General features: G+C 37.7%; 14 protein-coding genes, 1 other RNA gene and 1 pseudogene. 11 read left to right on the forward strand and 5 right to left on the reverse strand.

What is annotated here, in order from left to right; genetic code table 11:
- The first annotated feature begins 32 nt into the window (after positions 1–32).
- Together FJQ98_RS08995 and FJQ98_RS09000 are read left to right on the forward strand one after the other, a co-directional pair.
- Complete coding sequence (locus tag FJQ98_RS08995) at positions 33–416, forward strand: YppE family protein (RefSeq protein WP_053593772.1); 384 nt, start codon at positions 33–35, stop codon at positions 414–416.
- On the forward strand, positions 391–2655 hold the full coding sequence (locus FJQ98_RS09000; RefSeq protein WP_201406680.1) for a DEAD/DEAH box helicase: 2265 nt from the start codon (positions 391–393) through the stop codon (positions 2653–2655). The genes FJQ98_RS08995 and FJQ98_RS09000 overlap by 26 nt, the downstream gene beginning before the upstream one ends.
- 209 nt (positions 2656–2864) lie before the next feature.
- On the opposite strand, the gene FJQ98_RS09005 is transcribed toward FJQ98_RS09000, so the two are convergent.
- Both FJQ98_RS09005 and FJQ98_RS09010 read right to left on the reverse strand, forming a co-directional pair.
- Positions 2865–3587, reverse strand: a complete 723-nt coding sequence (locus FJQ98_RS09005) for a sulfite exporter TauE/SafE family protein (protein WP_053593771.1) — start codon at positions 3585–3587, stop codon at positions 2865–2867.
- 631 nt (positions 3588–4218) lie between these two features.
- Positions 4219–5169 (reverse strand): SHOCT domain-containing protein, encoded by a 951-nt coding sequence (locus tag FJQ98_RS09010; protein ID WP_201406681.1) that lies wholly within the window; start codon positions 5167–5169, stop codon positions 4219–4221.
- Positions 5170–5589: 420 nt separating this feature from the next.
- Here FJQ98_RS09010 and FJQ98_RS09015 point away from each other — a divergent pair.
- Positions 5590–6037 (forward strand): annotated as a pseudogene (locus FJQ98_RS09015) (Zn-binding domain-containing protein); the annotation flags it as partial.
- 207 nt (positions 6038–6244) lie between these two features.
- Here the strand turns inward: FJQ98_RS09015 and FJQ98_RS09020 are convergent.
- From FJQ98_RS09020 to FJQ98_RS09030, 3 genes are all read right to left on the reverse strand, one after another.
- On the reverse strand, positions 6245–6835 hold the full coding sequence (locus FJQ98_RS09020; protein ID WP_053593768.1) for a copper amine oxidase N-terminal domain-containing protein: 591 nt from the start codon (positions 6833–6835) through the stop codon (positions 6245–6247).
- A 160-nt stretch (positions 6836–6995) separates the two neighbouring features.
- Positions 6996–7589 carry a hypothetical protein gene (locus FJQ98_RS09025; protein ID WP_053593767.1) on the reverse strand — a complete coding sequence of 198 codons (594 nt, stop codon included), beginning with the start codon at positions 7587–7589 and terminating at the stop codon, positions 6996–6998.
- A 46-nt stretch (positions 7590–7635) separates the two neighbouring features.
- Positions 7636–7791: a hypothetical protein gene (locus FJQ98_RS09030; protein ID WP_158002991.1), complete on the reverse strand. Its 156-nt coding sequence runs from the start codon at positions 7789–7791 to the stop codon at positions 7636–7638.
- 784 nt (positions 7792–8575) lie between these two features.
- Here FJQ98_RS09030 and FJQ98_RS09035 point away from each other — a divergent pair.
- The 8 genes from FJQ98_RS09035 (at position 8576) to FJQ98_RS09070 (ending at position 18201) form a co-directional block, all read left to right on the forward strand.
- Positions 8576–9832, forward strand: coding sequence for a ribonuclease H-like domain-containing protein (locus FJQ98_RS09035; protein WP_053593766.1), 1257 nt, complete (start codon positions 8576–8578; stop codon positions 9830–9832).
- A 121-nt stretch (positions 9833–9953) separates the two neighbouring features.
- On the forward strand, positions 9954–10250 hold the full coding sequence (gene gpsB, locus FJQ98_RS09040) for a cell division regulator GpsB (protein WP_053593765.1): 297 nt from the start codon (positions 9954–9956) through the stop codon (positions 10248–10250).
- 59 nt (positions 10251–10309) lie between these two features.
- Positions 10310–10690: RNase P RNA component class B (gene rnpB / locus FJQ98_RS09045), an RNA gene on the forward strand.
- 374 nt (positions 10691–11064) lie between these two features.
- Positions 11065–12810 (forward strand): putative bifunctional diguanylate cyclase/phosphodiesterase, encoded by a 1746-nt coding sequence (locus FJQ98_RS09050; RefSeq protein WP_053593764.1) that lies wholly within the window; start codon positions 11065–11067, stop codon positions 12808–12810.
- Positions 12811–12813: 3 nt separating this feature from the next.
- A complete protein-coding gene (locus FJQ98_RS09055; protein ID WP_053593763.1) occupies positions 12814–13950 on the forward strand; it encodes a THUMP domain-containing class I SAM-dependent RNA methyltransferase in 1137 nt (378 codons plus the stop codon).
- 85 nt (positions 13951–14035) lie between these two features.
- Positions 14036–15943 carry an ATP-dependent DNA helicase gene (locus tag FJQ98_RS09060; RefSeq protein ID WP_053593762.1) on the forward strand — a complete coding sequence of 636 codons (1908 nt, stop codon included), beginning with the start codon at positions 14036–14038 and terminating at the stop codon, positions 15941–15943.
- A gap of 256 nt (positions 15944–16199) precedes the next feature.
- The gene (locus tag FJQ98_RS09065) at positions 16200–17630 is read left to right on the forward strand and encodes a histidine kinase N-terminal domain-containing protein (RefSeq protein ID WP_246494299.1); all 1431 of its coding nucleotides are present in this window, start codon (positions 16200–16202) and stop codon (positions 17628–17630) included.
- Positions 17623–18201 (forward strand): ANTAR domain-containing response regulator, encoded by a 579-nt coding sequence (locus FJQ98_RS09070; RefSeq protein ID WP_053593760.1) that lies wholly within the window; start codon positions 17623–17625, stop codon positions 18199–18201. The genes FJQ98_RS09065 and FJQ98_RS09070 overlap by 8 nt, the downstream gene beginning before the upstream one ends.
- Positions 18202–18210: the final 9 nt, after the last annotated feature.

Raw genomic sequence — 18210 nt, forward strand, 5'->3', positions numbered from 1 at the left:
ATGAGCCTTAATGAATGAGATGAGGTGCGGAATTGTTATTAATACAGCAAACGTCCATATTAATAGATGAATGTGAAAAATGTGTTTCACGCTTCTGGCAAATGCGCGAGGAGGATCGTACTCCAGACTTTTTTGCGGAGGTTAAGCCATATGCTGATGACATTCACCAGCTTTTAAAGGAATGGCAGCAAGAGGCGAATATGTGGATTCGAAAAAATCGACCAAAATATATGCATACACAACAAATTGCTTCAGTGGTGGAATCGATGGAGCAATTTGTTGTGCAATCCTTTTATAAGGAAACAAGTAAAAAGCGTTTTCTAGATGCAATTCATTCTACCTCCTATACATTAAATATTTTTGAGCGGTTAGTGAAGGAGGTACAAACGGATGTTATCGAAAAAAAGGACCATTAGTGAACTGTTAAACGAGTGGAGATATGACGAGGAATTGAAGGAACACATTTTACACTGGCAAACGCTTGACGGGCGTGAGGCTAAATATGCACCTTTTCCGGAAAATTTGCATCCTTCACTTGTAAAGGCTCTGCAAACAAGAGGAATAGAACAACTGTATACCCATCAACGTCAGGCATTTGATTTGGCCATGAATGGCGCATCCTTTACTGCTGTTACACCAACAGCGTCTGGTAAATCGTATTGCTATCATTTACCGGTACTTCAAAAAATATTAGAAGATAAAAATGCGCGTGCTATTTATTTATTTCCAACGAAAGCTTTAGCACAGGATCAAAAAAATGATTTAAATGAATTAATTGAACAAAGTGGTGAGGAGATTTTAAGCTATACGTATGATGGGGATACAGCGCCTGGCATTCGCCAAAAAGTTCGTAAGGCAGGGCATATCGTGATGACAAACCCTGATATGCTTCATTCAGGGATTTTGCCACATCATACGAAATGGGTTTCACTATTTGAAAATTTGCAGTATATCGTCATTGATGAGTTACATACATATAAAGGTGTGTTTGGTTCACATGTTGCGCATGTTATTCGAAGGTTAAAGCGAATCTGTGAATTTTATGGCAGTAAGCCGGTTTTCATTTGTACATCTGCAACCATTAAAAATCCCAAAGAGCTAGCAGAAGCTCTAACGAATGACAGTCATGCTTTAATAGCTGAATCCGGAGCGCCAGTTGGGAAAAAGACATTTCTTTTTTATAATCCACCCATCGTCCACAAAACATTTGGCGTGCGTCGAAGTGCTGTTTTGGAGGTGAGTGACCTCGCCAAAAGATTATATATAGCAGGTATTCAAACTATTATTTTTGCTAAAAGTCGTGTACGTGTAGAGATGATTGTGACGTATTTAAAGGAGCTTACACGCAATAAGCTTCTTGACGAATCGGTGCGCGGTTATCGTGGAGGTTATCTGCCTTCTGAGCGACGTGTTATTGAACGAGGGCTTCGTGACGGTACTATACAAACAGTTGTTAGTACAAATGCGCTTGAATTAGGCGTCGATATTGGCCAATTACAAGCATGTATCATGACAGGTTACCCTGGAAATATTGCAAGTGCCTGGCAGCAAGCGGGTCGCGCTGGGCGTCGTCAGGACGAGGCGCTAATCATTTATGTAGCGCAATCATCAGCACTTGACCAGTACGTGGTGAACCATCCGCTTTTTTTACTTGGCAGTGCACCTGAAGAAGCGCGTATTTATCCTGAAAATATGTTAATTTTAATGGATCATTTGAAATGTGCAGCGTTTGAGCTCCCATTTTCCACGCATGATACGTATGGTGAATATGAGATTCAGGAACTGCTTGAATATTTAGCGGAGGAAGGCGTTGTTTTTAAAACGAGTGAGAAGTGGCATTGGATGAGTGACCGTTTTCCTGCACATGATATTAGTCTTCGTTCTGCTTCGCAAGAAAATGTTGTAATAATAGATATGACTATCCCTGCACAAACAAAGGTAATTGGTGAAATGGATCGCCATAGTGCGATGACATTGCTACATGAAGAGGCTATTTATTTGCATCAAGGCATTCAATTTCAAGTAGAAAAGCTTGATTGGGAAGAAAAGAAAGCATTTGTACGAGAAGTAGATGTCGATTACTATACGGACGCGAATTTAGCAGTTGAGATGAAAGTGTTAGAGGAAGACCGGAGTAGAGATTACAATGGTGGCATTATTAGCTTCGGTGATGTTGGCTTAGTCGCACAGGCTACGATATTTAAAAAAATACGCTTTGGCACACACGATAATATCGGTTCGGGCCCTATTCATCTACCACCAGATGAAATGCATACAAGCTCATCGTGGTTATCTTTCGATAATACGACTCAGTGGTCGGAGGCGGAGCTTACAGATGCCATGGCTGGAGTTGCTTATGCGATGAACGCTTTTATTCCAATATTCATTCAATGTGACAGTAGTGATGTAGCGGTTGTTCCACAAGTAAAGGCGACACATAATGAATTGCCAACGTTTTTTGTTTATGATAAATATCCTGGTGGTATCGGATTAAGTGAAAAGGTATTCGATTTATGGGAAGATTTGTTGACTAAGACACAGGAGCATGTGGCTGGCTGTCCTTGTGAATCAGGCTGTCCATCATGTATAGGAGCTCAAGATAGTTTGCAACAGGCGAAGAAAAAAGTAGTAGAGCTACTTAGAATTTTAAATTAGAGATAAAAAGTGGGCTGAGAGGAAAAAGTCTAACACTATTCCTTCAAGCCCTCTTCTTTGATTAGTTTATAAATCATTTTACTAGTTATCTGTTACTTAATCTCGAATATTTCATTCATGTCAGTAATTTCTAGGGCTTTGCATATTACTGCTAGATGTTCATGGTTAATGGTACTACGTTGATTGTTTACAATTTCACTAATTCAAAGCTAATGGAATGCTGTCCACAGCATAGAAAGACCGGAACACAGCAGGAGAACATCCAGCACATATCGGAACGAGACAATGCTCATTCGCTGCACAACACTCTTGGCAATAATCGTGCCCAGCATGAGCGAGGCACCTACAATCACGCCTTGTAAAATGACCTCTGTCGGAAGCGCTCCGACTTCATGGAACGTCAAGGCTTTGCTGACATAAAGCGCAAATGAGCTGAGGGCTTCCGTAGAAAGAAAGGCCCCTTTCATTAATCCGTAAGACGTAAATGCCGGCACGCTGAGGGGGCCGGTCGAGAGAACGATGCCGGTCAAAAATCCGACGATCCCTCCGGCGATGGAAAGCTGCCATAGGCGAATACGCAAATTTTTTGCTTCAAGCCAGCGCCTTAAGGGAATAACGGCCAGAAAAAAAACACCGAGCCCGATATCGACAATATGTGCCGGCAGCGCCCACAAAGTTCTGGCGCCCATTGCGGCGGCGGGCACGCCCGTAAGCGAGTAAGCGGCAAAAGCCCGCCAGTCCACTTCGCGCCACCAGGCAAAAACTCTTGAAATGTTCGCTATGATGGCAGCTACCGCCATGATCGGTATAGCTTGCTTTGGTCCAAATGTAAAAACGAGAACGGGCAATAACATGATGGATGAGCCCGTTCCTATAACGCCGCTGATAGCGCCTGCCACTAATCCTACGAACAATACAAATAAATATTCCATCAATAACTCTCCTAATAAACTCCCCGAGCTGATCGCCGTTTCGTTATGGTTTCCTTTTTCGTTTCCTGCCAGTTATATTCCGTTTTCATATTTATTCGACATGAAAGAAGGAATTCCTATTCGGATGTACGCATGGAGGGCCCCGCATTACGAAAAATTTCGGGTATTTGGATTTTATGGTGGAAAAGGGCTTACAATTCGCCCTTCTCCAATTTCTCAATCAAGGTGAAAATGTCGATAACAAGAATTTCTCCAGCTTCACGAATAACGCGAAAAGGAGGCATTCTATCAAACGATGGATCATTCATATCATAGCGGTCTAGCGGTCAAGGTTGGCGAGAAAATCACGCTTCTGATGCTTTGGTTTGCGTTCCTTTCGAAGCCCTTCGACTTGCTTACGATGATGCTCAACAATACGTTAAAGATTTATGGTTTCTAACGCTTGATTCACCATACGGACAACGTTCAGTAGGAGGTGATGTGCTGCAGCCAGAGCTAGAGAATCTTTTAACCGATTTGAGAGAGAAACAGCTACGAGCTGAAAAGATTGAATGTAAACATCTTCATTAAGTCAGGTCGTAATTAGTAAGCAAGGTGTAAAAAACTACTCAATCAATAGTGGTTTTACATTTTATATCCCTAATAACTGTTTCTTTTTTGTATCAAATTCATCTTGAGTTAAGATTCCCGCATCAAGAAGTTCTTTTAACTTGACTAACTCATCAGTAGGAATTGTAGATGTGTTAAGGCTGGTCTCAACTGTTTGCGAAACCTCACCTTCTTCAGTAACGATTAATAGCGAAAGCTTCTCAAGATCCTTCTTGTCACATTTAATAACTAATGGAACTTTATCCCCGTTTTCACGCTTTAGGAAAAGCGTTGCTACAGATTTATCTTTTCCTATATTAGCTCCCATTGCACCGGCAATAGTTTCTGCATTACCGAATGTACTTCCGATTAATGACCATCCAGCAATGTCAAACGCACTCTTTTGAATGTTTTCAACACGTTCCCATTTAATTATTTGAAATGTTTCAGGATCTTTATAATCTACCGAAATATCTACATAACCATGTTCAGTTTGCTTCAAAACGTAATTATAACCATGGTCATTTAGCTGTTCTTTACCATTCAAGATAGTCAAGTTTAGCTTAATAGCTTTTGGCCCTTTTACTTTCTTTTTGAGGGTTACTTTTTCAGGGATGCCGAATATATTTTCCAACTCATCCGCAAAAGGCATAGCTGCTTTATCATTATTTAATTTCAGCTTAATATCTGATTCTTTATAAATGAAATCGATTTCTACAGCTAAAATTTTTCTACTAACAATTAGATTACGGATATCATTCAATTCATAGGAAACTAAAGTTTTATCTTTTTTATCTTTATTTAGGGTGAGTAATCTTTCTGAAGTGATTAAGTATAAAAAATACGTTAATTTCTTTGATCCTGTAGTTGCAGATAATATAGTCTCATTATCCTCTATATAGTTAGCAAGAAATTCAATATCTTCTTCCACAAATGAAAGAACGGATTTCCCTGCAGGTTTTAAACATTCATTAATTTGTTCAATTGCCTGCATTGAACTGCCACCTTTCACATCAGTATTTACATGCTTAAACTATACCACCTTTTACAGATGTTAGGGTAAACAAACTTTGGAAATTAGGGGCAACAAACTTCGAAAAGGCAACAAATGTTAGTGCTTTAAAGTACTAAAGTGGGTAAACAAAGGCAACGAGAGTAAACAGACTTTGTTGCCGTTTCTATGTATACTAAACCCTTGAGGTCAAAGGATTCTCTTATATAAGTAAACAAATAATATCTATTGAGTGTATTTATATAATATAGGTGTATATAACATATATAATATATGCCTAATCCGCCTAATACGTATATACTATATACACGAGCTAATATTTGTTGCCCTTTGTTGTAAATCTAGTGATCTTCAACGTTGGGGTCTTAGTTATATTTTTATGGTGTTTTACTGAAGTTAAATAAAATACGCTTTGGCACACACGATAATATCGGTTCGGGCCCTATTCATCTACCACCAGATGAAATGCATACAAGCTCATCGTGGTTATCCTTCGATAATACGACTCAGTGGTCGGAGGCGGAGCTTACAGATGCCATGGCCGGAGTTGCTTATGCGATGAACGCTTTTATTCCAATATTCATTCAATGTGACAGTAGTGATGTAGCGGTTGTTCCACAAGTAAAGGCGACACATAATGAATTGCCAACGTTTTTTGTTTATGATAAATATCCTGGTGGTATCGGGTTAAGTGAAAAGGTATTCGATTTATGGGAAGATTTGTTGACTAAGACGCTGGCATGTGGCTGGCTGTCCTTGTAAATCAGGCTGTCCATCATGTATAGGAGCTCAAGATAGTTTGCAACAGGCGAAGAAAAAAGTAGTAGAGCTTCTTAGAATTTTAAATTAGAGTACAAAGAGGGCTTGAAGGAAAAAGTTTAACACTATTCCTTTAAGCCCTCTTCTTGGATTAGTTTATAAATCATTTTTCGGTTATTACCTGTAAGTTGCTTTAACGCAACTGTAGGATAACGCTTATAGGAAAGGTTTATAAAAAATCAGATGACAAAAGCAGCACCAAATAAAAAATGATGCTGCCCCATACAGTTCAAACTAATTATTTTGTTGTAATATATACAGCGTTATCAAAGGTAATACCTGCACCTAGTGCTTCGCTTACAAAACGTAAAGGTACCATAGTTGTTCCTTTATAAATTTCAGCTGCATGATTTAAATTAATTGTAGTTGTAACGCCGTTTGAATTAACGTAAGCTTTTTTATTTCCAACGCCAATGACAATTTTTTTATTACCTTTGTATGCAGTCACTTTTTTTGTTGCATTGTCATAAGTAACAGTTGCACCAAGTGATACAAAAATAGCTTTCATAGGAACTAAAGTTGTTCCGTTTTTAATATAAGCACTTGGGTTGTAGGATTGCTTAACATTATTGATATATACATCTACAGTTGTAAGCACTGGTTCTGGTGTACTTTGATATGTTGGTGTTTTGTGATTTGTATTAGTAGAAGGTGCTGCCTCGTTGCCTTTATTATGATAATGATAACCTGAGCAAAGACCTTTTGCTTTAGACTTTTCAGAACAGTTATGACCACCATTACTATCAAGACGACCTGGGTGTGCATCAGCCGTTAATGATGTGACCATAAACAAAGACAACATTGTAATAAATAAAACTAATTTTTTCATGAATATCCTCCTAATTTAAAATATGGAATTATTATACTACTAAATGGATTATATTCACATAGTTTTATTGCAAATATTAGTTTTCGTGTGGAATGGATCTTATAGAAGGCACATATAACGAGTCTTAAAATCAATTATGCCGTGGCATAATTGATTTTATTTAGTCGATAGAATATTTTTGGAGAACATCATTTTTAAACTTCTTAGCCTGTGATGATTTTTTCTCTCCAATATCTAAAGGATCTTTATTATCTAAGTTAAATTTACCTAAATTATTATTAATTAATGCGTACTGTCCCATTGAGTTTTGTTTTAAAAACAAAATGTAAGAACTTTTTTCCTTGAGCTCCTTATAACGATTGGTGACTAACTTTCTCTTCCCTGTATTTCGCTCTACAATTTCAACGGGTTCAATAATACTGATAGCATTATTTTTTGAAAGATGAAAGTTGTTAGGTGCTTTAATAACTTTATCAACTTGGACTTCTGTTAAAGTATAATAGTCTTGAATCGTACCGTCATCAAAGAATGTTACCTTGTGTTCACGGTCCATAAACTCTTTAGATGGAGATGCGATAATAATGAGATCTGCCGCAGCATCCAGTTCTTCAGGAGTTTCAAATGTAATTTCATTTGCGTCTACCTGAACCTCTGGAATCGTTTTTTTCTTATTCATTAATAATAACAAAGATAAAAAGATTATGATTATAACAACTGTCAGTGTGATGATACGTTTCGAAGAAGTGTTCAACATACTAAAACCTCCTTAATTTCCCCATTTCTTAATTAATTCTTTCTTATCATGATTGTGGACCGATACTAACAGCCTTTTTACCAGAAGGGACTGACGTTTTACTTTGTGTTCCCTGACCCGGGTGTACTAATTTTAACGAGTGTCCAATTTCGTGAACAGCATTAGAGACAACTCCACTGTATTCCATTCTATAATTATTCATTGTATTATAATACATCCTAACTGTACCGTAGTCGCTTCGCTTTCGTCGCAGAGCAAAGCTTCCCACGGGAAAAGCGGGACCTTGCGCTGAGCGAATGTTTTACATGCGAAAGCGAAGCGACAGCAATACTGTTTTATCTGCCTGAAAACAAGTGGCAACATAGCGGAGGAAGCGGCTCGACGCTCGCCCGTAGCGGAAATCAGAGCCTTCTAATTAATTTGAATGGATAAAAATGGTTACTAAACACACCTGATGTGATACTTTACAAGTTGAGGATTGTTTTCATACTCTAAAAATTAAGAGTTATGTCTGTACTATTTGTGATGAAGAATCTATGCTCAATTCCTTCGAAAAATTATCCGAAAAAGATTTGTTCAATTATTTTATCTGGTGTGTTGATTAACTTTATCCATTTAAATTTACCCGCGGAAAGCTGCTCTGAAACGAAAGCAAAGTGACAAGAACACTTGACTAGCCTTACTACTTTTACCTTCTCTTTGTGCAGAAACTAAAAGATGCGTTATGATTACAGTAGTGAAGAAAAAAGTACTATAAGTTTTAGCAATTTTAACTTCTTTCAGCAGAAGTCTCCCACCTCTATAGGTGATGAGATGAATGCGGATGTAAGCTACTTTTCAACGGGTGTCCAAACACCTGCTGAAAGAAGTTAAAGCCTCCGGCGGATGTCATGGAATCAGAAAGGAGTTCTTTGTGCAAGCACAAAGCTGATTCCAGACGCAATTATGCCGAGGCATAATTAATATGCAGAAAATGAGTGAAGTAAATGTCTTACGAAAATAAAATTTTACAAATGAAAAAAATGCTCGGTAAAAAAACGACAACAACTATAAAAAAAGAGGATAAACCTGCTTATCAAAAACCTGTTGCTCCAAGCTATACTGAGCAGTGGGAAAAGGCGGGCCTGACAGTTGTAGAAAATGATTTCGGTATTGTTTTTAAACGACAAGTGCGTTATCCGTTTAGTTTTCAGCATGGTCATTATAAGTTGCAGTCATTTTTTGAGGCATTAGTAAAATGGCAAGAGGCAAGGTTTGAACATCCATATGCGCTAGAAATGCAAGAAAAGGTACTATTTTTTGATACGGAGACTACTGGCTTGAAGGGTGTAGGTACACAAATTTTTCTTCTCGGTTTTTTAGAAGTATCAGAGGAAGATGAAAGCTTTATTTTAACTCAATATATTTTAGCCGATCCTGCTCATGAGGCAGCGTTACTTTTTGAATCAAAGCTTTGGCAAAAAACAGCGACGGTTATTACCTACAATGGAAAAAGCTTTGACTGGCCGCAACTTGAAACACGTTGGACACTCAACCAAAAAGAATTACCTAAACTCCGTACTCAACGGCAAATCGATTTGTTGCATAGTTCAAAGCGTTTATGGAAAAATGATATGGAAAGAATGAAATTAAAATCTGTGGAAGAAGAGAAGCTTGGTTTTTTTCGCATCGGAGATATACCTGGCTATCTTGCACCGATTATTTATTTAGATGCAATTAAAAGCGGTGTTCCAGATGCACTTATGAAAGTTCTTCTTCATAATGAATGGGATTTACTATCCCTTATAACGCTTTATGTCCATTCTACAAACTTGCTATTTGAAGAGACAAGCGAAGAATCTGCAAAAACGTTCACGAATATTGGGAAATGGTATGCTGATTTAAAAGAGAGTTCACAGAGCGTAAAGGTTTTAGAAAAGGTTACGGCCCAATTTGATGCACTTGAAGCAGGAAATGCTCAATATTATTTAGCAATACAGCATAAAAGAAATAAAAAGTTTAGTGAAGCGATTGATGCTTTTGTGGCTTCTCTACATTTTGTTGATCCACGAAAAAAGTTGCATGTATTAGAACAGTTAGCCATGATATATGAGCATCAAATGAAAGATTATGAGCAGGCCCTTTATTATACGCAAGAAGGCATACAATTAATTAAAAAGAATGAGCAATGGAGAGTGGAACAAAAGCAAAAATGGGAAATTTCTTGGGAAAAGAGGTTACACAGATTAGGAAATAAGAAATAATTTCCCGGGTAAGCGCAAGAAACGACAAGTTTAGCCTTACATTTGATGTTTTCAGACGATATAATGTGATGAAGTATGCTATAATGAAATCGTGTATGTAGTGTTAGGAAGGGCGATGTGAATGGACATTAAATTAACGTCAAAAATGATCCTTGAAAAGGAATTTAAGAAAAACTTTAAAGGCTACAATGTAGAAGAAGTCGATTCATTTCTTGATGAGATTATTCAAGACTATGAAACGTTCGAAAAAGTGGTGGCCCAGCTACGTGAAGAGAATAAACAGTTAAAAGAAGAAATTGATAATACACCTAAGAGACAACCTGTGGCATCAGCAGCAGCTGGTACGACAAACTTTGATATTTTAAAACGTCTTTCAAATTTAGAAAAACATGTATTTGGAAGTAAGTTGTACGAATAATTTTTATTAATTATATTGTATTTATCATAAAACTCTAGTATAATCTTTTGTACATCATGAAATTCGGGTAATCGCTGCGGCGCTAGACGTCGTAGAGGAAAGTCCATGCTCACACGGTTCTGAGATGACTGTAGTGTTCGTGCTTACTGAAAAAATAAGGTAAGGCAGCTGTAAAGGCTGACGGCGGAAGGAAAACCTAAGTCTTAATGATATGGTTGAAACTTCCTGAAAGTGCCACAGTGACGTAGCTTGCTTGGAAACATGCAAGGTGGAACGAGGTAAACCCCACGAGTGAGAAACCCAAATTATGGTAGGGGCACTCTCTAGAAGGAATTGAACGGATAGAGGGACAGAGTTCACTCTGTAGATAGATGATTACTACCCGGTCGTACGAGGCGTCAGCTGTTTGAGTACTCGGGAACAAAACATGGCTTACGGAATTTTTTGATGCTTATCTATGAAATAACAAGCGCTCTCCAATTTGGTGGAGAGCTTTTCTTTTGAATACAGTAAGAAAAAGTTAAAGCCTCCGGCGGATGTCACGGAATCGGAAAGGAGTTCTTGTGCAAGCACAAAGCCAATTCCGGACGCAATTATGCCGAGGCATAATTGATTCATGTCTAGACATGCGCGATATACGTTTGAGAATAAGACAGTACACTGTTGATCATGCCTCTGTCGCTACGATTCTAAACAAAACATCTAAAAACTGTTATCGCACGATGTACATATTTGTCTACATACGAGTAGGCTGGCGTAAATGCGCTTTTCTAAAAAATGAGGGTAGTATAGAGAGATAGGATGGAGCAGAAACATGAACGGAGTGAACAATTGGAATAGTCTGGAGAAGCTAAATTCGATTTCAAAATATCCTACTGCCTTAATAACGAAAATCTTTGAAAATGTATCTGAAGGCATCATGATTACGGATAAATATAAAAAAATAGAAATGGTTAATCCTGCATTTGAATTTGTAACTGGCTATAAGCGTGATGAAGTGATTGGGAAAACGCCAGCAGTTCTACAGTCAGGTGTCCATGAATTGCAGTTTTATTTAGATATGTGGCAAGAGATACGACAAGAAGGCATTTGGCAGGGAGAAATATGGAATCGTCGTAAAACCGGAGACGTATATCCAGAATGGTTATCAATTGTCGGTGTAGCCAATGATGAGGGAGAGATTACAAATTACTGTGGTATTTTCTCAGATTTGTCTGAAAGAAAAATAGTAGAAAATGAACTAGAAAAGCGTTTATTAACGGACTCATTAACGGATGTATCAAATCGATTTGCTTATATAGAAAGAATGGATAGCCTATTAGAATCAACTTCTACTATTTCTCATTCAGTACAGCATGCAGTCTATTTTTTAGATTTAGATAGATTTAAGCAAATTAATGAAACATTGGGTCATGCAGTCGGAGATACCATTCTAAAAGAAGTGGCAAAGCGCATAAAAACATTGATAAAAAATAAAGATATCATTGCAAGATATGGCGGCGATGAGTTTATTATTACGTTAACAAACGTGAAAAACGCCAGAGAAGCCGCAAACTTTGCTGAACAAATTATTGGGATTATTGAACAGCCAATGGATATTAATGGGCAGGATATTTTTATTTCTACGAGTATTGGTGTCAGTATGTATCCATCAGACGGTGAATCAACGGAGCAACTGATTCATTGTGCTGACAAGGCAATGACCTATTCAAAAAAGAATGGCCTTAACAGCTTTGCGTTTTATTTTGATGAATTGAAGACTGACTCTCAGCGTGTTTTATTATTAGATTCGGAACTACGGAGAGCAATTGAAAATCGGGAATTTGACCTGCATTTCCAACCTAAAATATCTATGGAAAATGAACAAATTCAAGGCGTAGAGGCACTTGTTCGTTGGAATAGTGAAAGGTTAGGGTTTGTGTCACCAGCAGAATTTATTCCTTATGCTGAGGAAACAGGGTTAATTATTCCTTTAAGCGAAGTAATTATAGAAAAAGCTTGTGAGGCAGTTATTGAGATGCGTCAATGTGGCTATAAAACTCCAGTTGCCATCAATATTTCAAGCATTCACTTTAAGCAGCAAAACTTTTTAGACTCCATTCAAACGATATTAGAGCGTTATAACACGCCTGCTAACAATTTTGAAATAGAAGTTACTGAACGTACTGTGATGAACAGCGCAAACGAAACAGTTAGTAAGCTAGTTCGACTCAAAAAAATGGGCTTTAAAATTTCTATTGATGATTTTGGGACAGGCTATTCGTCTCTTAGTTATTTAGTTCGCTTCCCACTAGATTGTTTAAAAATAGATCGAAGCTTTATTCAGCATATTGGCTCACTCGATGAAAAACAGGCAGTAGTGGATGCGATTATCCAAATGTCGCATCGCCTAAAAATGAAAGTTGTTGCTGAAGGTGTAGAACAGGCACAACAAGTGGATATACTACGTAAAATGAACTGTGATATAATCCAAGGCTATTATTACAGCAAACCATTACCGCTTCACGAACTCATTCAGTTTATGGAGTATTGGAAAATTGAGCATCAAGGAAGGAATTAGAGTATGGCAAACTATAAATTAGTAGCAACTGCTGCAATGGGTTTAGAGTCGATTGTGGCACAAGAGGTAAAGGCACTCGGCTATGAAACAACAGTTGATAATGGCAAAGTGTATTTTGAAGGTGACGAAACGGCAATTGCACGAACAAACTTATGGCTACGTGTGGCAGATCGTGTAAAAATTGTTGTAGGACAGTTTCCTGCCAAATCTTTTGAGCAGTTGTTTGAAAGTGTAAAAGCCCTACCTTGGGAAAAATACTTACCAGTTGATGCAGCTTTTCCAGTATCGGGGAAGTCTGTAAAATCCAAATTATTTAGTGTACCTGATTGTCAGGCAATTACTAAAAAAGCAATAGTAGAGCGCATGAAACAGCATTATAAGCGTTTAGGATTTTTAGACGAATCCGGTGCTACCTATAAAATTGAAGTTTCAATCTTAAAAGATGTGGCTACACTTACCATTGATACATCGGGCGCTGGCTTGCATAAGCGTGGTTATCGTCAAGCACAGGGCGAAGCACCGTTAAAAGAAACATTAGCTGCAGCGCTCATCCAAATTTCAAAGTGGACTCCGAATCGACCGTTTGTTGATCCATTTTGTGGTTCTGGCACAATTACATTAGAAGCAGCGATGCTTGGACAAAATATTGCACCGGGCTATAACCGTGAATTCATTTCAGAGAATTGGCCATGGATGAAGGCGAAAATTTGGGATGCAGTGCGAGATGAAGCAGAAAGCTTAGCGAATTATGATCAACCACTAGAAATTATCGGGACTGATATAGATCATCGCATGGTAAGTATTGCACAAGAAAATGCAATAGAAGCGGGCTTCGGTGATATGATCACGTTCAAGCAAATGCAAGCACGTGACTTTACAACGCAGCTAACAGATGGTGTGATGATTGGTAATCCACCATACGGAGAGCGTATTGGTGACATTGAAGTCGTGGAGCAGGTAATTCGTGATTTAGGAAAAATCATGAAAGACTATCCGACTTGGTCTGTGTACATGCTGTCCTCAATGAAAAACTTTGAAGAATTGTATGGTCGTCAATCGACGAAGAAACGTAAATTATTCAATGGCTTTATTGAAACGAATTATTACCAATTCTGGGGGCAAAAGTCTAAGAGAGATTAACAAACGGTAACGGAAGATAAGATTTTTTCTTATCTTCCGTTTCGTCGCGTATAATAGGACCAGATAGTTAGAGGGGGAACGTCAATTGCGTAAATCTTTACCATTTGTATTATCAAAGGATCGCTCATTTTTTGAGTCATTAGGTGACTGGATGGGTGACGTCCTTTACGATGAATTACCTGAAAAGGGCTTTGAATGCCGTGATGAGCAGATTTTTATGGCCTATCAAATTGAGCAGGCCCTAAAAGAGAAAAATGTGCTCTTTGCTGAAGCAGGGGTGGGCACTGGGAAGACAATTGCCTATTTACTGCCAGCTGTATCCTATGCACGCTATACTGGTAAACCAGCCCTTATTGCTTGTGCAGATGAAACCTTAATTGATCAGCTAGTAAAAGAGGGCGGCGATATTTATAAATTACAGAAAACGTTAGGTCTTGAAATTGATGTCCGCTTAGCAAAGTCACGAGACCAATATTTATGCTTAAAGCGCTTTGAGGAAGCTGAAAAAGTAGAAACCGATGAATGGATCGATGATATTGCATTTACTATACCTGATGGAGTATATGCACAAGGCTCGATGATTGCTATACAACCTTATGGTGAACGCAGCGAATATTCAACTGTCAGTGATGAAGATTGGCAAAAAGTAAACTATAACTCGATTATGCAGTGCTCGGTATGTGATCTACGTAATCGATGTGGTCAAACATTACATCGTGCACATTATCGTAAATCGACGGATTTAATCATTTGTTCGCAAGATTTTTTGATGGAGCATTTAGCAACTAAGGAGTCTCGTGAACGTGAAGGGCAACTAGCTTTATTGCCTGAAGTATCGATGATGGTGCTAGACGAAGGTCATTTATTAGAATATGCTGCGCAAAAAGCAATGACGTATAAAGTACAGGCGACAACAATTGTTACATTATTGGAGCGTTTGATGGTTGATGGTGTGCGAGAACGTACACTATATGCGATGGAAAAATTACAAGATGATCACGAGCTATTTTTTGACCAGCTACGAGATGATCTAGTAACTTCTCAAGAAGAGCGTAAACGTATAAATAAATCGCCAAATCTGTTGAAATACGGTAAACAACTTATTGAGGATGTCGAAACATTGCTCGAGGAATTTGTTTTTGAATCTGAAATGTATATGATTCCAGAATATGAATTAAATATGGCAGAAGAGTATTTAGAACAGTACGAAGCATCTTTACGTATTTTCATAGCGCAAGGAGATGCAGTCGATTGGTTAGAGGAAACGGATGGAGAGGAAACGCTCGTAATTATGCCGCGTCTCATCACAGAAGTTTTAGCAGAAAAATTATTCTCTAAAAAACTTCCAATAGTATTTTCTTCAGCAACTTTATCGGTCAATAAAGATTTTTCATACATTTCCTATAGTTTAGGAATTCGTGATTATCAATCGTTTTCTGTTCCCTCTCCTTTTGATTATGAAGAAGTTATGAAAATTTATTTACATGAGCTTTCTCAAAAGGAGAAAACGGCACGTGTTCAGCAGCTATTACGTGATGGTGAAAAAACTTTAATTTTATTTAAATCGAAACAAGCAATGTTAGATTTCAAAGCAGAGTTACCTCTTATGGAACGGATGTATGTAGCGTTTGAGGGGGACCGTGAACTATCAGCAATCGTTCGTGATTTCCAAGAAGGCACGATCAAAACATTATGCTCCTATCATTTATGGGAAGGTTTAGATTTGCCGGAGGAGGCATTAACGCGTGTCATTATTTATGATTTACCTTTCCCTCCGCATGATCCATTATTTGATGCGAAACGTACATTTGCGGAAAATCCATATGAAGAAGTGGAATTACCATTTATGCAGCTTCGTTTGCAGCAAGGAATGGGGCGTTTAATTCGTACTTCAAACGACCATGGAGATATTCATATTTTGTTGAATGAAGAAGAAGCAAAACAACGTAAAACATTTGAAAACATATTAGCTGTCACACCAGAAATAAAGTAGAAAAAAGCGAGGTTGCATCCGTTGCAATCTCGCTTTTTTAATATAGTGAAATAATAATTCTGTCGTAAAATGCAGGCGGATTTGAAAAAAGTGTTGAATATTTCTCTTTTAAGCTATATAGTTCTATGTAATGCAACGAAAATTATTAAAATAAATTATTTTTTCTATTGAAAATAATTTTGCAAAAGGTTTATAATGATGACAAGAAATTTTTAGAATAGCCAAATTCAATTTTGATTATTCACTGATAGGGGGCTTGAGCCTGTCGAACATTCAATCCTTGTGTAGAAAATATACGACCTTATCTGCAACCGATATAGCAAAGTTACTAGAAGTAGAAGCTACACTAACATACTATGCTGATTTGACAGATTGTTTTATGTTCATAGATTGTATGATGGAAAACTTACCGCATGCAATTGTTGTGGCAGAGGCATTCCCAAAAAAAGAAGGTGACTTATACGAAAAATCCGTAATTGGCAAATTTGTATTTGAAAGCTTCGAACCAGCAGTATTTGCTGCTTTTAAAAATAAAGAAAAATCGTCAATTACTAGAGCGATCACACAAGAAGGTATAACGGTTGAACAAAACGTTGTCCCTCTCTTTAATGACCAACAACAGGTTATTGCAGTGTTAATCCAGGAAAAAAAGGTGGTTATGCAGACAATACCTAAGGATGATTTTCAAAATATGCCTTTTGCATTAATTGAGCATATCGTAGAGCCAAATTCTCAACCGATTCCAGTTGTTTCTGATTTGCTAGTAGAATCTATTATTCTCACAAATCATGAAAACAAAGTCATCTATAGCAATCCCGCAGGCTACCGATTTATATCGGAGCTATCAGGGTTAGAACGTTTTGACAACGTTGCATTGAATAAGATTTTACCTTTTTTACAGGAGGTCTATGATAAGGGCGATGATGTCTTTTTCTTAGAAATTACGATTGATCGTAAATCCTTTATTGTGAAGAAAAATTCTATTCGTGATCAGAACGATAAAGTGACACTCCTCATTATTCATGATCTTACAGAGCTTAAACTGAAAGAAAATGAACTAATGATGAAAACATTTGCTATCCGAGAAATTCACCACCGTGTGAAAAATAATTTACAGACAGTTACAAGCCTACTGCGTTTGCAAATGCGAAATGACTTGTCAGTTTCAAATGCAAGTGCTTTTCAAGAGGCATTAAATCGAATATATAGTATTTCATCTGTCTATGAACTTATTTTAGAAAATGAGGATAACGCTGAAGAGAAAGTAGACGTTATCGCGTTGTCTAAAAAGATTGGGCATAAAATGGTTGGGACATCCAACACACCATCTATTCAATTAACCTTTCATCACGATAATGTACAGTTATTTTGTCATGCTAAAAAAGCTGTTTCGCTCGCATTAATCATTTGTGAGCTACTGCAAAATGCACTAAAATATGCTTTTATCGGTCGTGAGGAAGGAACAATCGATATACAATTTCAACAGGATGCTTCCACTATTTCACTTCATATTTCTGACAACGGCGTCGGAATGCAAGAGGTGAAGGCATCATTTGGAATGGAGATTATTACAAGGCTTGTTGAATATGATTTAGCTGGCACATTTTCAATTATCCCTAGTGAAAAAGGTACACATACTCAAATTCAGTTTCCTGTAAGCGAGGAGGTATTTATCCTAAATGACTAGGAAAGTTATGATTGTCGAAGATGAGTCACTTATTGCGATTGATTTGAAGTTTATGCTAGAAGATAATGGCTACGAAGTAGTAGCACAAGCGAATAATGGAGAATCAGCAATTGAGTTGGCTCTTACACATAAGCCACAGTTAATATTAATGGACATTAAAATGCCGAAGCTAGATGGTTTAAAGGCAAGCAAAATAATTGAACAGCAGCTCGGTATACCGGTGCTATTTATATCAGCTTATAGTGAAAAAGAATTGTTATTGTACATGAAGCAGGACAATATTTTAGGCTATGTTATGAAACCGTTTTCTGAGAAGAATGTCCTTCCAGCGTTGGAGGTGGCATTTCACCAGATTGATAAGTTCAACCGTCTTAATGGGAAATTGCTGTATAAACAAACAGAATTAGAAAAGCGAAAAATAATCGAACGAGCAAAAGGTTTGCTAATGCAGTCAGAAAATCTTAGTGAGGACGAAGCTTATAAAAAAATTCGCAGTGAGAGTATGCAGACTCAACAGGAAATGGCGCTTATAGCTAGGCGCATTATCAATACCTTTCAAGTAAATAGTTGAAGCAAAGAC

The sequence above is a fragment of the Lysinibacillus agricola genome (genome assembly GCF_016638705.1).
Lineage (GTDB): Bacteria > Bacillota > Bacilli > Bacillales_A > Planococcaceae > Lysinibacillus > Lysinibacillus agricola.